This window comes from Pseudomonas sp. HP_14 (assembly GCF_055283875.1).
The window spans coordinates 51,586-67,655 of record NZ_JBTOQI010000005.1 but is presented as its reverse complement, the minus strand read 5'-3'; the positions used below and the strand labels follow the sequence as shown (position 1 = coordinate 67,655).

General features: G+C 56.3%; 14 protein-coding genes. 7 read left to right on the top strand and 7 right to left on the bottom strand.

What is annotated here, in order from left to right:
* Nucleotides 1–3: 3 nt before the first annotated feature.
* Nucleotides 4–1,041 (bottom strand): ABC transporter substrate-binding protein, encoded by a 1,038-nt coding sequence (locus tag ACYASS_RS05485; protein WP_463585366.1) that lies wholly within the window; start codon nucleotides 1,039–1,041, stop codon nucleotides 4–6.
* Between the two features lie 172 nt (nucleotides 1,042–1,213).
* Between ACYASS_RS05485 and ACYASS_RS05480 the strand changes: the two genes are divergently transcribed.
* Complete coding sequence (locus ACYASS_RS05480; protein WP_463585365.1) at nucleotides 1,214–1,510, top strand: hypothetical protein; 297 nt, start codon at nucleotides 1,214–1,216, stop codon at nucleotides 1,508–1,510.
* A gap of 165 nt (nucleotides 1,511–1,675) precedes the next feature.
* On the opposite strand, the gene ACYASS_RS05475 is transcribed toward ACYASS_RS05480, so the two are convergent.
* Nucleotides 1,676–2,587 (bottom strand): LysR family transcriptional regulator, encoded by a 912-nt coding sequence (locus ACYASS_RS05475; RefSeq protein ID WP_463585364.1) that lies wholly within the window; start codon nucleotides 2,585–2,587, stop codon nucleotides 1,676–1,678.
* 107 nt (nucleotides 2,588–2,694) lie between these two features.
* Here ACYASS_RS05475 and ACYASS_RS05470 point away from each other — a divergent pair, with 107 nt between their 5' ends.
* The 5 genes from ACYASS_RS05470 to ACYASS_RS05450 all read left to right on the top strand — a co-directional run bounded on the left by ACYASS_RS05470 (nucleotide 2,695) and on the right by ACYASS_RS05450 (nucleotide 9,301).
* The gene (locus ACYASS_RS05470) at nucleotides 2,695–3,780 is read left to right on the top strand and encodes a tartrate dehydrogenase (RefSeq protein WP_463585363.1); all 1,086 of its coding nucleotides are present in this window, start codon (nucleotides 2,695–2,697) and stop codon (nucleotides 3,778–3,780) included.
* Nucleotides 3,781–4,074: 294 nt separating this feature from the next.
* A complete protein-coding gene (locus ACYASS_RS05465) occupies nucleotides 4,075–4,905 on the top strand; it encodes a DUF1206 domain-containing protein (protein ID WP_463585362.1) in 831 nt (276 codons plus the stop codon).
* Nucleotides 4,906–5,016: 111 nt separating this feature from the next.
* Nucleotides 5,017–5,346: a hypothetical protein gene (locus ACYASS_RS05460; protein WP_243248305.1), complete on the top strand. Its 330-nt coding sequence runs from the start codon at nucleotides 5,017–5,019 to the stop codon at nucleotides 5,344–5,346.
* A 263-nt stretch (nucleotides 5,347–5,609) separates the two neighbouring features.
* Entirely contained in the window at nucleotides 5,610–7,019 is a 1,410-nt protein-coding gene (gene potE, locus ACYASS_RS05455) for a putrescine-ornithine antiporter (protein WP_463585361.1), read from the top strand.
* On the top strand, nucleotides 7,016–9,301 hold the full coding sequence (locus tag ACYASS_RS05450; RefSeq protein ID WP_463585360.1) for an Orn/Lys/Arg family decarboxylase: 2,286 nt from the start codon (nucleotides 7,016–7,018) through the stop codon (nucleotides 9,299–9,301). Before potE ends, ACYASS_RS05450 begins: the two co-directional genes overlap by 4 nt.
* Before the next feature lie 232 nt (nucleotides 9,302–9,533).
* Here the strand turns inward: ACYASS_RS05450 and ACYASS_RS05445 are convergent, their stop codons facing one another.
* From ACYASS_RS05445 to ACYASS_RS05430, 4 genes are all read right to left on the bottom strand, one after another.
* The gene (locus ACYASS_RS05445; protein ID WP_463585359.1) at nucleotides 9,534–10,631 is read right to left on the bottom strand and encodes an SMP-30/gluconolactonase/LRE family protein; all 1,098 of its coding nucleotides are present in this window, start codon (nucleotides 10,629–10,631) and stop codon (nucleotides 9,534–9,536) included.
* A 140-nt stretch (nucleotides 10,632–10,771) separates the two neighbouring features.
* Nucleotides 10,772–11,509: an SDR family oxidoreductase gene (locus tag ACYASS_RS05440; protein WP_463585358.1), complete on the bottom strand. Its 738-nt coding sequence runs from the start codon at nucleotides 11,507–11,509 to the stop codon at nucleotides 10,772–10,774.
* A gap of 367 nt (nucleotides 11,510–11,876) precedes the next feature.
* Complete coding sequence (locus tag ACYASS_RS05435) at nucleotides 11,877–12,137, bottom strand: hypothetical protein (protein WP_463585357.1); 261 nt, start codon at nucleotides 12,135–12,137, stop codon at nucleotides 11,877–11,879.
* A gap of 88 nt (nucleotides 12,138–12,225) precedes the next feature.
* Complete coding sequence (locus ACYASS_RS05430; RefSeq protein ID WP_463585356.1) at nucleotides 12,226–12,660, bottom strand: GNAT family N-acetyltransferase; 435 nt, start codon at nucleotides 12,658–12,660, stop codon at nucleotides 12,226–12,228.
* Nucleotides 12,661–12,859: 199 nt separating this feature from the next.
* Between ACYASS_RS05430 and ACYASS_RS05425 the strand changes: the two genes are divergently transcribed.
* Nucleotides 12,860–13,507 carry a YajG family lipoprotein gene (locus ACYASS_RS05425; RefSeq protein ID WP_463585355.1) on the top strand — a complete coding sequence of 216 codons (648 nt, stop codon included), beginning with the start codon at nucleotides 12,860–12,862 and terminating at the stop codon, nucleotides 13,505–13,507.
* Between the two features lie 66 nt (nucleotides 13,508–13,573).
* On the opposite strand, the gene ACYASS_RS05420 is transcribed toward ACYASS_RS05425, so the two are convergent.
* Entirely contained in the window at nucleotides 13,574–15,643 is a 2,070-nt protein-coding gene (locus ACYASS_RS05420; RefSeq protein WP_463585452.1) for a TonB-dependent siderophore receptor, read from the bottom strand.
* Nucleotides 15,644–16,070 lie beyond the last annotated feature (427 nt).

Below are 16,070 nucleotides of genomic sequence, written 5' to 3'. Positions count from 1 at the left end.
AGCCTACTGAACAAACTTGAGCCAGCGATCCTTGGCCGCGATACCGGCAGGCGATGACCACCACTCCTCGGACATCAATGCCTGCTTCGCAGCGTTATCCGGGGAACTCGGCAGCTCTTTGGCCCGCTCTGCGGTGAGTTTCCCGGTACTGAACGCAGCCGGATTGCCAGGGCCATAGTCGATGTAGAGCGGCAAGTTAGCCTGCAGATCCGGCGACAGCGCTTCGTTCACGAACTTGACCGCTGTGGCGTAATTCGGAGCACCTTTGAGGATGCACAGCTGGGTGTTTTGCAGGATGCCGTCGTTATAGGTGAAAGCGACGTCAGGGTTGTCCTTGCGCACCGCACTGGCGCGACCGTTCCAGATCATCAGCATGTCGACTTCACCATCGTTGAGCAGTTGTGCCGACTGCCCGCCTGAACTCCACCAGACCGCGATATCCGGCTTGATCTGTTCGAGGCGCTTGTAGGCACGGTCGACATCCAGCGGGTACAACTTGTCGCGAGGCACACCGTCCGATAACAGCGCTGCTTCGAGGGTTCCCATCGGGTCATTGCGCAATGAGCGTGTACCCGGAAAATCTTTCACGTTCCAGAAATCGGCCCAACTCTGCGGAACCTTCTTCAATGTTTTGGTGTTATAGCCCAACACCGACGAATAGAACTCGTAAGCGACGGAGTAAGGTGTGCGATAGGCTTCCGGCATCGCCTGAACATTGGGCATTTTGCTCAGGTCGAGTTTCTCGATCAGGCCTTCGTTACCCCCGCGAATGCAGTTGGAGGGCGGTGTATCGATGACGTCCCAGACCGGCTTGCCTGCTGAACCCTGGGCTTTGACCATGGGTAAGGCATCGGGGACGCTGTCTTGCTTGATGGTGATGTTCAGGCGTTTGGCTGCCGGATCCAGGATCGCCTTGGTCTGGGCCTCCTGATACACCCCGCCCTGTGAAACAAAGGTGATTTCTTCTGCCGAGACTGACATCGCAAACGACACCGACACGCACAACAGGGATAAGACTGAACCCAATGAAACGGTTTTCATGGCAAATCTTCCTGAACGTAGAAATGATCGGCAGCTTCAAAAACCTTTCCTGAACACCCTGTAAAAACCCTCGTGCATGCTCAGGTTTGAATTTTTATAGTGACCGAGCGGGTCGGCTGGACGTTACAAGAGCCCGGGGCAATCCGGCAATGCACGAATAATCATTGCTGACATGATCTGCGGTTATGACAAATCTGTGGGAGCACAGCTTGCTTCCGATACGGACACCGCAGCTTCAAGCAAGACCGCATCATCGTTCATCGCGAGCAAGCTCGGCTCCTACAAGATAGCGCTACTGCGTAACACCGGCCGGGCCTGCCAGGCAAACATTGCTGACATGATCTTCAGTTATCCCGAATCTGTGGGAGCAAAGCTTGCTCGCGATAAGAACACCGAAGTTTCAAGCAAGACCGCATCATCGTTCATCGCGAGCAAGCGCGGCTCCTACAAAGACAGCGCTACTGCGTAACACCGGCCGGGCCTGCCAGGCAAACATTGCTGACATGATCTTCAGTTATCCCGAATCTGTGGGAGCCGAGCTTGCTCGCGATAAGAACACCACAGCTTCAGGCAAGACCGCATCATCGTTCATCGCGAGCAAGCGCGGCTCCTACAGTCGGCCAAGGTGCGCCATTCACCCTGGATCGGCAAACGGCAGGCGCCGGACCAGTTCCTGAGCCAGGTATTGGGTGAACAGCGAGATGCGCTGCGGGATATGCCGTCGGTGTTGGTAGACCGCAAAGATATCGCCCCGTGGCGGCTGATAATCCTCCAGCACCGCCTGTAGCCGTCCGCTCTCCAGATGCGCTTGCACATCCCAGCGCGAACGCAGGATCAGACCGTGCCCGTCGAGCGCAAGACTCAACGCCACCTCACCATCGTTACTCGACAGCGTGCCGCTGACTTTATGGGCGTAATCCTGCCCCTCCTTGCGAAAGCGCCAGATCGCGTAGTCACTGCCGAACTGACGCAGCAAGATGCAGTTGTGTTCAGCCAGATCAGCCACCCGAGTCAATGGCGCCCTGCCCTCCAGATAATTGGGTGACGCACAGAGGATCCGCGGATTTTCCAGGAGGCGAATGCCGATAAGCCGCGAATCCGGAGGCTCGCCCATGAAGACGCCGATATCGAACTGATCATCCAGCAGGCTCACCGGCTGACTGGTCAGCTCCAGAGAGATCTCCAGCGCCGGATGCAACCGGGCGAAGCTCGACACAACCGGTGCCAGATGCCGTCGTCCGAAACCCAGTGTGCCGTTGATTCGCAAGCGCCCCTGCAAGGTCGGCTGGCGATTATTGAGCGCGCTTTCCAGTTCGTCGAGCTGACGCAGGATCGGCCGCCCGCCTTCCAGATAAAGCACACCTTCGGGAGTCAACGATAACCGGCGCGTCGTGCGCTGCAACAGTTGCACGCCAAGGCGCGCTTCCAGCTGGCTCAGGCGCTTGCTTACCGCTGGCAGCGACAACCCCAGTTGCCGCGCCACTTCCGTCAGGCTGCCCCGTGTAGCCACCTGCTGGAAGAAGCTCAGGTCATCGATCATGCTCATCGATTGTTTCCTTGAATCTAAGAATGGCTTTCGCAAATGACTAATTATTAAGTCAGAGACACTGCATACACTGAGCTTCGTCCACCATCAACCCTGGAGTCGAATTCATGAGCAAGCCCCATTACAAAATTGCCGTCATCCCTGGCGATGGCATAGGCAAGGAAGTCATGCCCGAAGGCGTTCGCGTGCTGGACGTGGTGGCCGCACAGCACAATCTGGAGTTGCAGTGGGACTGGTTCGACTTTGCCAGTGCCGACTACTACCTGGCCCACGGCAAAATGATGCCCGACAACTGGTTCGAGATTCTCAAAGGCTACGACGCGATTTACTTCGGCGCGGTGGGCTGGCCGGACGTCGTGCCTGATCATATTTCCCTGTGGGATTCGCTGCTGCAGTTCCGTCGCGAGTTCGACCAGTATGTGAACCTGCGCCCTTGCCGTTTGATGCCGGGCGTTAAAGCGCCGCTGGCCAATCGCAAACCGGGTGACATCGATTTCTGGGTCGTGCGGGAAAACACTGAGGGTGAGTATTCCAGTGTCGGCGGCAAGATGTTCCCGGGTACCGACCGGGAAATCGTCCTGCAGGAAACCGTCATGACCCGGGTGGGCGTCGACCGTATTCTCAAGTTTGCCTATGAGCTGGCCCAGAGCCGGCCGAAAAAGCACCTGACCTCCGCGACCAAATCCAACGGGATAGCGATCACCATGCCGTATTGGGACGAGCGCGTCGTGGAAATGGGCAAGAACTACCCGGAGGTCAACGTCGACAAGTATCACATCGACATTCTCACCGCGAACTTTGTCCTGCACCCGGACTGGTTTGACGTCGTCGTGGCCAGCAACCTGTTCGGCGATATTCTTTCTGACCTGGGTCCGGCCTGCACGGGCACCATTGGCATCGCGCCTTCGGCCAACATCAACCCTGAACGCAACTTCCCGAGCCTGTTCGAGCCTGTGCATGGCTCAGCTCCGGACATCGCAGGCAAAGGCATCGCCAATCCGATCGGACAAATCTGGTGTGGGGCGATGATGCTTGAACACCTTGGCCACCCGGAAGCCGGAGCGGCAGTGCTCAACGCTATCGAAACCGTACTGGCTATGGGGCCGGAAAATGCACCGCTGACGGCTGATATTGGCGGCAAGGGCAATACTGAAGCACTGGGCAAAGCCATCGCGGCTGCGTGTGCCGGATAGGGAAGATCGGCATATGCTATCGAACAAAATGCAAACCACGGGATAGATACGATCTTGTGTGAGCGGTGCTTGCCCTGGGCGGCATTCCGACGATAAACGATAACGCGGTATGTCTTCGAGCTGCGTCTCATGTATCGCGGGCAAGCACCGCTCCCACATGGGAACCGAGTTATGTCAGGAGCACTGGGCGAGCTCCACGGGGATGGTTTGTAGAACCGGCTACACACCAATTAAAGCGAACCCCGCGTGCCGACATCGGTCTGCTCCTGTATCTCTTTCAGGAAGATCCCCTTTATGTCCGCGCAACGCAGCCTCACTCTTCTCGCTCGCGGCGGCTATGCCGCTCGCGGCGTCGTGTATCTGATCATTGGTATCTTCGCCCTGCTTGCCGCTCAAGGGTCGTCGCAGCCGAAAGACAGTCACAGTAGCCTTGAAGCCTTGTTGAGCCAGCCCTTTGGCAATGTCATGGTCGCGATTGTGGTGGTCGGCCTGCTGGCCTTCGCTGCATGGCGAGTCCTGCAAGCCACGCGTGATGTGGATCACCACGGGACGGAAGTCAAAGGCCTGGTCATTCGCACGGGCCTGCTGGTGGGTGGCGTGACCTATGGCGCACTGGCGTTCTTCGCCTTGGGACTGTTAATCAGCGCACTCAAAAGCTCTGGCGATTCAGGTGGCAAAACCGAGGACCTGCTCGCGTCCATTCTGTCCTGGGACCATTCGAACATCCTGGTGTACCTAGCCGCGCTGATACCGCTCGGCGTGGGTATCACTCACATCATCAAGGGCTGGAAAGCCAGTTTTGAAAAGTACTTCGACGCCGATGAAGACGTCATGCGCTACGTGCGTCCGGTATCGCGCTTTGGCCTGATTGCCCGTGGCGTGGCGTTTATCGAAATCGCTGCATTGCTGGCGATAAGCGGTTCCAGCTACCAGGCCATGCACCCGCCCGGCCTGAAAGATGCGCTGAACGGCCTGCAGGATCTACCCGCAGGCGGCATGGTGTTGATGATCGTGGCCTTGGGTCTGATCGCATTTTCGGTTTACAGCTTCGCCGAAGCCGCGTGGCGCAAGATCAATATGGACGTACCCGATGCGCCACATGCCGTCACCAGGCATTTCAGCTAACGTAAAAGTCCTGGCTGATTTTGTCCCGAAATAAAACCAATTGCTGGCCCCTAGCCTCCAGCCGAGCTTGGCAAACTTGCTTTCTTTTCAGAAGCTTAGGGGCTGGCATTTATGCGGATTCTTGTTTTAACCGTAGCGGCGTTTGTGCTGGCCAGTATTTCGTGGGTGGCCCAAGCCAAAGATGTCACCTCCAGCGGCCGTTCGATATGCACGTGGGGTTCAGGTATCGCGGCAGGCGCTCAGGAATCGAAACTGGCTGGCATCACCCTTTACGGTGCACGCAAGAAACTTCAGGGTCGCAAGTTCAACCAACCCTGGATGCGCATGACAGCCATGGGCATTACCGAACAGACCTACAAAAGCGCCTCGCGGCTAAAACCTGCGGCCATCAAACAGACCTACTACGAGCAATGCATCAAGCACGAGCTGGCGAAACGCTGATTCCTCTCTCCTGAAGCGCCGCTTTCGCACAGCACAGGACCCGTAGGGGCTCACCGAGGTTACGAGGCCAGCGATAGCGGCTTGCCTGACACACTGCCATCGCTGGCCTCGTAACCTCGGTGAGCTCCTACAGAACAGGGTTCAACTTCCAGGTTCGTGTTATTTGACAGGCCCCCTCTCCCACTAACCAACTAATTACTTGCACCGCTTCAATGCTCTGCTATAGCTAACACTTCCCCGCTTTCTCTCACAGAGGCAATGGAATGTCAGCCGCGAAGAAAATGAGCGTTAGCCAACTAACAATGTTGACTGCCGTCAACATGTTAGGCTCTGGCATTGTGTTACTCCCTTCCAAACTTGCCGAAGTTGGCGCTATCTCGATTCTCTCCTGGCTCGTCACCGCCACGGGGTCTCTTGCTTTGGCCTACGCTTTCGCGCGTTGCGGCATGCTCAGCCGAAAGACCGGTGGCATGGGCGGTTACGCCGAATATACTTTCGGTAAAGCCGGTAACTACCTGACCAACTACACTTATGGCCTATCGCTACTTATCGCCAACGTAGCAATCAGCATTACTGCCGTAGGCTATATCCAGGTACTGTTCAATGTGCAACTTGATTCCATGCAAGTCGGGCTGGCAACTATTGCCTTGCTATGGGTTACCACCTTTGCCAACTTTGGCGGCGCCAGCATCACCGGCAAAATAGGCGCCGTGACTGTGTGGGGAGTTATTGCGCCGGTGGTATTAGTGTCGACCATCGGCTGGTTCTGGTTCGACAGTAGCGTCTACGCCGCGGGCTGGAACCCTCATGACAAAGGATGGTTTGAAGCCGCAGGCGCATCAGTGGCAATTACCCTCTGGGCATTTCTCGGGCTGGAGTCGGCGTGCGCCAACACCGACGCAGTGGAAAATCCGGAAAAGAACGTCCCGATTGCGGTCCTGGGCGGTACGTTGGGTGCCGCAGTCATCTACATCGTCTCCACCAACGTGATCGCCGGTATTGTCGATAACCCGGAACTGGCGGCCTCTACCGCGCCATTTGGTCTGGTATTCGCCAAGATGTTCAACCCCATGATTGGCAGCATTGTCATGGGCCTGATGGTGCTGGCCTGCATTGGCTCCTTGCTGGGTTGGCAATTCACCATCGCGCAAGTATTCAAAAGCTCGGCAGACACCGGCTACTTCATCCCCATCTTTTCCAAGGCCAACAAAGCCGGCACCCCCATTATCGGCATGCTGATATTACTGGCGGCGCAGACGGCACTGGGCTTCCTGACGATAAGCCCGGACCTCAGTAAACAGTTCGACACGCTGGTCAACCTGGCAGTGGTGACCAATCTGGTGCCGTACATCCTGTCGATGGCGGCATTGCTGACGATGCAGAAAGTTTCCAACGTACCGCCCAACACCGCACTGATCACCAACATCGTCGCAACCATCGCTGCCGCATACAGCTACCTGGCGCTCTACAGTTCCGGCGCACAGGCACTGATGCTCGGCGGCGTGGCCACCATCTTCGGCTACACCCTTTTCGGCTTCGTCAACAATCGCCTGATTCGCCTGGAAGCGATCAATAACAGCGTGCCGGTACAGACCGTTAGCGCTCAGCACCTCAACGCAGAACCCATTCCTGTGAACAGCCTGAATTCCACGCCACTGGAGGCAAGACCATGACCGAATACCGCCACCTGCTCGGCATGCTTGCACTGTTGGTCAGCAGCGCACCCGACAAACGCACAGTGTTTGGCCGTGCCTTGAATCAACTGCTCAGTGACGTTGAAGAGCGCTCGATCAGCGTGCTGGTTTCCGAAAGTCTGGCCGATGCCAACTCGATTCTGCGCTCTGACCCGGCCGTTCAATGTGTATTGCTCAGTTGGGAAATGGACAAAAGCGACAACCATGAAGAATGCATCAAACTGCTGACCAATCTGCGCGAACGCAACACGCGGGTCCCGGTGTTTCTGATCAGTGATCGCAGCACCGCTTCGAATATTCCGTTGGTGGTGATGCAGCATGCCGACGACTTCATCTGGCTGCCCGAAGACACCAGTCGCTTTCTCAGCGGGCGGATACTCGCCGCCATCGAGCGATATCGCCAGGCAGTATTGCCACCGATGTTCGGCGCCCTGCTGAAGTTTGCCCGCAGCTATGAATATTCATGGCACACCCCCGGCCACGCGGGCGGTACCGCTTTTCTGAAAAGCACGGCGGGACGTGCCTTTTACGAGTTTTTTGGGGAAAACCTGCTGCGTTCCGACCTGTCGATTTCAGTCGGCGAGCTGGGTTCGCTGCTCGACCATTCCGGCCCCATCGGTCAGGGCGAACGTTACGCGGCGAAAGTCTTTGGCGCGCATCGCACGTATTACGTGACCAACGGCTCATCGACCTCCAACCGGGTCATCCTCATGGCCAGCGTGACCCGGGATCAGATTGCCCTGTGCGACCGTAATTGCCACAAGTCCGCCGAGCATGCGATGACCTTGTCTGGCGCGATTCCTACCTATCTGGTGCCAACCCGCAATCGCTACGGGATTATTGGTCCGATCCTGCCGCAAACCCTCAGTCGTGAGGGCGTGCAGGCAGCGATCGCCAATAACCCGCTGGTCCGTGAAGGCATCGACCCGACGCCGATCCACGCCATCGTCACCAACTCGACGTACGACGGCTTGACGTACAACGTGACGCGGGTTGAGGAACTGCTCGGGCAAAGTGTCGACCGCCTGCACTTCGATGAAGCCTGGTACGGCTACGCACGCTTCAACCCGCTGTACCGTGACCGCTTCGCCATGCACGGCAGCCCTGACGATCATGATGAATCGAGGCCGACGGTATTTGCGACGCAGTCCACCCACAAACTGCTGGCAGCGCTCTCGCAGGCCTCAATGATCCATGTGCGCAACGGACGCAATCCGATACCTCACGGGCGCTTCAATGAGTCATTCATGATGCATGCCTCGACGTCGCCCAATTACGCGATCATGGCCTCCTGCGACGTCAGCTCGGCCATGATGGAAGCGCCCAGCGGCGAAATCCTGACCACTGAATCCATCGAGGAGGCGATCGCTTTCCGCCAGGTCATTTCGCGGATGAAAAGCGAGATGCTCAAGGAGGATGACTGGTTCTTCTCATGCTGGCAGCCACCTAGCGTTCGCGTAAAGGGCACCGCCGTACCGTTTCACCAGGTCGACCCGGTCGTACTCAAGAGCGAACCCGATTGCTGGGTGTTGCACCCTGACGAAGTCTGGCATGGCTTTGGTGACATCGAGGATGGCTACTGCATGCTCGACCCGATCAAGGTCTCGGTACTCAGCCCGGGCATGGGCGACGATGGGCAGTTACTCGACTTCGGCATTCCGGCCTGCGTGCTGAGTGCGTATCTGGGCCGCCAGGGCATCGTGGTGGAAAAAACCACCGACTTCACCATCCTGTTCCTGTTCTCCATTGGCATCACCAAAGGTAAATGGGGAACGCTGGTCAATGCGCTGCTGGATTTCAAACGCGACTACGACAGCAATCTCGAACTGGAACTGTGCCTGCCCGATTTGCTGGCCGCCAACCAGCAACGCTACACCGGCATGGGCCTCAGAGATCTGGCCGAAGAAATCTTCACCGCCATGAAGAAACATCGCACCACCGCAACCATGGCGCAGGCCTTCGGCATGTTGCCGCAAGCGGAATTCAGCCCGGTGCAGGCATACGAGAAACTGGTCAAGAACCAGGTTGAACTGGTGACCCTGGAGCAGGCTGCGGGGCGTATCGTGGCGACCGGCATCGTGCCCTATCCACCAGGTATTCCCCTGCTGATGCCCGGCGAAAACGCAGGGCCTGCCGATGGGCCGTTGTTGGCCTACCTGAAAGCGCTGGAGAGTTTTGATACGTCCTTTCCGGGCTTTACCCATGACACCCACGGCATCGAAAGTGACGCGGGGGTTTACCGGTTGCTGGTGCTGAAGTGATGGAGGGGATGAAGGGATCTGTCGAACAGCAATCAATCCGTTCAATTTGGAATGCATTGCCTGTAGGAGCTGCCGAAGGCTGCGATGGCGTTGTGTCAGGACGCTTGCTTCGCAGCCTTCGGCAGCTCTCTTCAAACAAAAACTAACCCACTGGATAAATAGGCGCTGCGTAGGACTGGCCGGTCCTACGGGTCTCTGTTTGCTGCGCGAAGGCACGGCAGCTTCTTTCCCATCAAACGAAGGTCGCGCCGCGGGTGTTCACGAACAATGAGTAAATCGAGTGGCTGCCAGCCATGAACAGCCGGTTGCCTTCACGACCGCCAAAGCACAGATTCGGGCAACGCTCGGGCAGAGAGATGTGCCCGATGGCCTTGCCCTCCGGGTTGAATACACGCACACCATCGAGTTTTTCCGGATCCGCTTTAGGGTCACTGTTGCTGCCCCAGCCACACCACAGATTGCCGCTCTCATCGCACTTGATGCCGTCGATGCCCGCGAACTCCAAACCTTCGATGTGCTTGCGACGCAGCCCCAGCGTGCCGTCGTCATTCACGGCAATTGCCCAGATGATGCGATTGGGCTTGGCCCGCCCCTCAACGACATAAAGGATTTTTTCATCTGGCGAAAAACACAGTCCGTTCGGGCCTGCCAGATCATCAATCACCCGAGTGACTTTGCCGTTGGCGCCGTCGATGCGATACACCGCGTGAGGCAGTTCCGGGGTGACTTTATGGCCTTCATAGTTATTGCCGGTCTGAAATGGCGGATCGGTGAACCAGACCGACCCATCACGTTTGCAGACGATATCGTTAGGCGAGTTGAACGGCTTGCCCTCGTAGTTATCGGCCAGCACGGTGATGCTGCCGTTGTACTCGGTGCGAGTCACGCGGCGGCCTTCTTTAGAGGTCGTCGAGCCCTCGCAAACCAACAGGCGGCCTTGGCGATCACGGCACATGCCATTGGAGAAATTGGAGTTATCGCGATAAACCGACAAGCCTCCGGTCACTTCGTCCCAGCGCATGATGCGGTTGTTGGGGATGTCGCTGACCAGCAGGTAGCGGCCGTCACCGACCCAGACCGGACCTTCGACCCAACGCAAGCCGGTGGCCAGGCGCTCAACGCTGGCATTGAAGATGCGCAACTCCATGAAGCTGTCATCAAGGATATTGACCAGCGGATCCGGATAACGCTGACTCAGTGGCTCGGCGCTTGCCAGACGAGGCAACGCAGCGCTGCCAAGGGCAGCCAAACCGGCCGATACCGCCAGCGAAGTTTTGAGGAATGTTCTGCGGCCATGGTCGGCACTTGTATCCCGTTGCGATGAATCCATCGTGCATCTCCATTATTTTATTGTTGGACGGGACGCTCGTTGTACATCGACTCAAGTCATCGTACAAGTGTTAAGAACAAGGGTTTGCAGGATAAATATTGTCCAGCTAACCCTTGATGGCGGGACGCAGGCCAAGCGAATCAGTAAGGGCTGGCGGTTGGGCGCACAATCAGCTCACTGACGTCGACGTCGGCGGGCTGCTCTACTGCATAGGCAATTGCCCGGGCGATGGCCTGTGCCGGTATGGCAATCTTGCGAAACTCGCGCATTTCCGCTCGTCCGCCCTCGTCGGAAATACTGTCCGCCAGCTCCGACTCCGTAACGCCTGGCGAAATCACCGTGACGCGAATGTCTGCGCCCGCCTCCTGACGCAAGCCTTCGGAAATCGCCCGCACAGCAAACTTGGTTGCGCAGTAGACGGCAGCAGTCGGGCTGACGGTGTAGGCACCAATGGACGCAATGTTGATGAATTGCCCCGATTGCTGTTTCTGCATCAGCGGCAACCCCGCCGCAATACCGTGCAGCACGCCACGAATATTGACGTCGATCATCCGGTCCCATTCCGAGACTTTCAACGCCTCCAGCCTGGACAACGGCATGACTCCGGCATTGTTAACGATCACGTCGACGCGCCCGAACGTGTTAACTGCCTGGTCGACGAAGGCCTGCACGCTGCTCCGGTCGGTGACATCGACTGCCTGATACTGCGCACTGCCGCCTGCGGCCACGATCTCTTTGTACAGTTCTTCGAGCCGCTCGGTACGCCGCGCGCCAAGCACGACACGTGCGCCCTTCTCGGCCAACAGCCTGGCCGTAGCTTCGCCAATACCGCTGCTTGCCCCAGTGATAACAACCACTTTGTCTTTGATGTTCGACATGATTTTTGTCCTTGTCCGAGTGATGAGCCGGTGGCTCGATGCACGTTCAGAGTAGGACGATCAGGCAGCGGTGAATTAGTCCAATCCTTCGGAGTGATTGCCTGATTCTGCGGGGGTATTGCAATGCCTCAACCGGCAGGAGCGAACTTGTTCGCGACGCGTCAGGCCTGATCCACCGCGTCAAACCTCTCGCCAACAAGTTGCCTCCTGCCTCGTGCAGCGGTTCGCCTGAATCACCGCATCGCCAGCAATGCCTCAACGGTAGGAGCGAACTTGTTCGCGAGGCGTCAGGCCTGATTCACCGCGTCAAACCTCTCGGCAACAAGTTGCCTCCTGCCTCGTGCAGCGGTGGGGCCGGGAAGCCTTATCAGTTTTTCTCAGGCGTCTTGAGTGATTCCGGAACCTGGGTGGTTGGCACGAAGGTCTTGTCTTCTTCGGCCTTGGCTTCTTTAGACTCGGCCTGTGCCTGCTCCGCCTTGGCATTTTCCTGCGCCGCATCGGCGGCCTTGTCCTGTGCTTTCTCAGCGTGTTGCTGAGCTTCCTGCGCCTTGTCTTCGGATTTAGGATCGCAGGCAGCGAGGCCAATGGTGGAAGCCAGCATCAGGCTGTAGGCTAGAGTTTTAAGCATGGGGTTGATGTCCCTGATTGAGAATGTATGGCTTCGAACCGCGGGCTAGAGCGTTGGTTCCGTGCCAGCAGAACGCGCCTTCCATTCATCAAGCGTTTTCGTTACCGGTGCGGACGAAAGAGTAGCGGTCAATGTCTGTCCTTAATTGCCAGCCTTGCTTGCGCCAATAATGGGCAGCAGTGTGATTGGTTTTAAAGACATCAATGTGGCACTTGAATATACCTTCACGTTCGAGACTGGAAAGGCAGCGCTCCACCAACTGATTGGCGATGCCCTGCCGCCGATAGTTATCCAGTACCAGCAGATGCTGCAAATAACCTCTTCGCCCATCGTGGCCACACATCACGCAACCGACAAGTACGGAATCTACTTCAGCAACGAAGCTCATTTCGGGGTTGCGCTGCAGATACCTTGAAGTCGAATCGCGAGAATCTGCGTCTCTGACCGATACGCCGGGAGTGGTGCTCATGAGCGCAATGACTGCGTCGTAATCGTCCATCGTCATGATGCGAGTAGTGAACATTGATAGCGCTCGGCAGCGGTAAACATCGCCCGATAAGGGTAGCAGATATAGGGGCCAGAAATGTTGCACTTGTACTGTGCGTATGGAATCGCCATGATGCTGACGCAAAAAAAGTAGCACAATGATATTACTGCGCGCGCCACCCCAAACTGGCAGCTAAAGCACGACTAACGGATAGACATAACTGACTGGAGCCGTCATGAAACACCTGAAAATCGCTGCACTTCTGATGCTTTCCACCGTACTTTTTGGCTGCGTAAGCAGCCGCTCCGTTGTGGAAGTACAAACGCCACAAAGTGCAAACGGTACAGGTCAGAAAGTTACGATTATCGCGATCGATGAGCGTCGTTTTGAAACCGCACCCAAGCAGGCAGACATTCCTTCACTGAAGAATGCTGAAGAAGTCTCCGACAAAAAAATCACCGAACGCGCCATTGGTAGAAAGCGCAACAGCTACGGCATGGCCATGGGTGACGTATTGCTTCCTGAAGGCAAAACCGTTTCTCAACTCGTCGCCAAAAGCGTCGCAGAAGGTTATAGAAAGGCCGGTTATCAGGTGGTCGAAAATGCCGAAAAGAACGGTGAAACCCAAGCAGTGACCGTGCATATCACAGAGTTCTGGTCGTGGTTTTCGCCCGGTGCGTTTTCCATTGCCGTTAACAATAAGGCGCGCCTGAATATTACCTCCACCGGCCAGCCATCCCCTCTCAGCCTCATCACTGACAAACGCGAATCCATGCAACTGGTCGTGGAAAGCGACTGGAAGGTCATCACTGAGGAAGGTCTGCAGGCGATCACCGAGGCGACGGTCAAAGAGCTGTGTGCGAAGGGGTCCTGCAAGAAGTAAATGTAACGTCATGCGCAAGTGCACTGCCGGGTTTGCATACGGCAGTGCACTTGAGTTGAGTACAGATTAGAACGTAACGCTGGCAGTCAGGCGCGCAGTGCGTGGTTCACCGACGTTGATCTGCAACTGCCCCGTACCTGTGTTGGACGGGTAGTACTCTTTGTCGAACAGGTTATCGACGTTCAACTGCAAACGGGTTTTATAGTCCTTGGTGGGGAGATCCCAGCGCAGAAATGCGTCCGCTACGGTATAGCTTTCCATCCAGAAGCTGTTCGCGTTATCGCCAGGGCGCTCACCGACGTAGCGCGCACCGCCACCGGCATGCCACTGGCCGGTTTGCTCGGGGAATGCGAGATGGTGAGTCAGGTACAAACTGGCGGTATGCATCGGAGCATTGTTGAGACGTTTGCCTTCGTTGGCGGGATCATCAAGTATTTCGGTGTGGGTATAGGCATAGGTACCAATCATGTCCCAGCGCTCAGCGAGCTTGCCCGTAACATCTAGCTCCAGGCCTCGCGATCCAACTTTGCCTGACAACTCCGATACAGATACGCCATTGACCGTTGTCGTAGTCACCACATTTTTCTTGACGATATCGAACACGGCTACATTGACGTTCAGACGATCCGAAGGATTGTATTTAGCGCCGAGTTCATAGCTGCGCCCCTCTTCCGGATCAAAGGTGTTCCCCCGATCGTCAACCGTGTCGTTAGGGACAAATGATCGACTGTAGTTACCATAAAGAGAAAGCGCTTCAGTGGGCTGATAAACCAGACCAGCGAACGGAATGAAGGCTTCGCCATTATCGTCACGATTGACCTGATAACTGCTGCCAAGGCCCTGATCCCCGTACTGATCGTAATGCTGTTGACGCCCACCGAACACCAAAATCCATTGGTCATTGAGGTGCCAATTGTCCTTGAAGTAAACCGACGTTGAAGTCAGCTCATTTCTCGCATCACTTTGGGCTTCACTGATAGTAATAGGCTCGGCCAACCCGCCATATTGCGGATTATTAATGTTAATTGCGCCACTGGCGATGTTGGCATTTCGATAGGTTTTGCCCCGGTACTTATCGAGCACTTCATTGTCCACGCCCACCAAAATATCGTGACGCTGCCCGAACAGCTGCTGCTCGCCGATAAAATCCAGACTGGTGTAGCGGGTTTCATAATCGTAATGCCCGCCGTTGGCGGCGCGTCTCAGGTTGCTTCCAGTCAATGTCACAGGCTGAGCAATCGCCAGACTGTAACGATCATTGTTCCAGCCATAAGTAGCGCGTGTCTTCCAGTCATCATTGAGCTGATATTCGAACTTCGCAGTGGCCGTTTCGCTGATGCCGACGGTCTTCGCCCAGCGATCATCAAGACGATCCTTGTAGCTTGCTGCTGCAGGCTTGCCATTGGCGAATACGGTACCGCGATCAAACGGACCGGAATAATCGTTGTACTCGTAAGCCAGGGTCAGCTTGGCGCGCTCGCCGGTCCAGCTCAAAGAAGGCGCCACAAGCGTGTGCTCGTTGACCCCGTAATTGCGCCAGTAATCCTCATGGCCACGTTCGGCCACCAGGCGGTAGGCAAGCCCGGTGTCTTCAATAGGGCCGGTGGTGTCAACGCTGAACGTGCCGCCACCTTCGCTGTAACCTGAGCCGGTGATGGTCGTGCTGCGGGTGTATTCCGGCTGCTTGCTGACAACATTGATCAAGCCACCCGGTTCGATTGCGCCGTACAGCAGCGACGCGGGTCCCTTCAAGACCTCCACGTGATCCGTGGTAGCGCCCAGGTTGTGGCCTACGACCGAACGAATGCCATCACGCAGAATGCCGCCATCATCGTTGGTACCAAAACCGCGTCTGATCAACGCGTCCTTGGTGTTGCCCAAGGTATTCGCCTGCGACACACCGCTGACAAACTTCATCGCATCGTCCAGCGACTTGACCTGAAAATCATCCAGCGTCTGCTGAGTGACGACGTTGACTGACTGTGCTTCATCCCTGATCGGCACTTCCGACTTGCTGGCGGTACTGCTGGTGGAGCGAACATAAGGGCTGCTTTCGTTATCACCTGCGGCCTGAATGTCGGTGGCCGGAAGCTCGGTAACGGCTTCCTGGGCCTGAGACAAAGCCGGGAGCAACACACAGCCAAAAGCAAGAGAGACGCAATAAGCGCGACGGGTTGGGATGAACACCTGAGGAAATTCCGGAGACGAATGGGAAATATTATTATCTACGAATGATTTCCAAATGTGTACTCCTGCGATGCTAATACCCGCCGCTCGATTGTCGCAGGAGCAGTGAACACAAACTCTTGACGAGCCGGGCCTGCCTGCCTGCCTGCCTGCCTGCCAATACACAGACAACAACAAGGCCAGTTGTCATACAACAACAGACTTACAGACGTTAATCCCATAGCACTTAATTAACTAATGTTATTGAACATATGTGCTGTTTGATAATTTTTTTATCGCCTGAAAGCCCCGCAACCAAAGGCCTCAAGATAATCACGCAACTAACTCGCAGAAATAAAAAACAACCGACGCAACATTAAGTAACCCTTCAGAACTG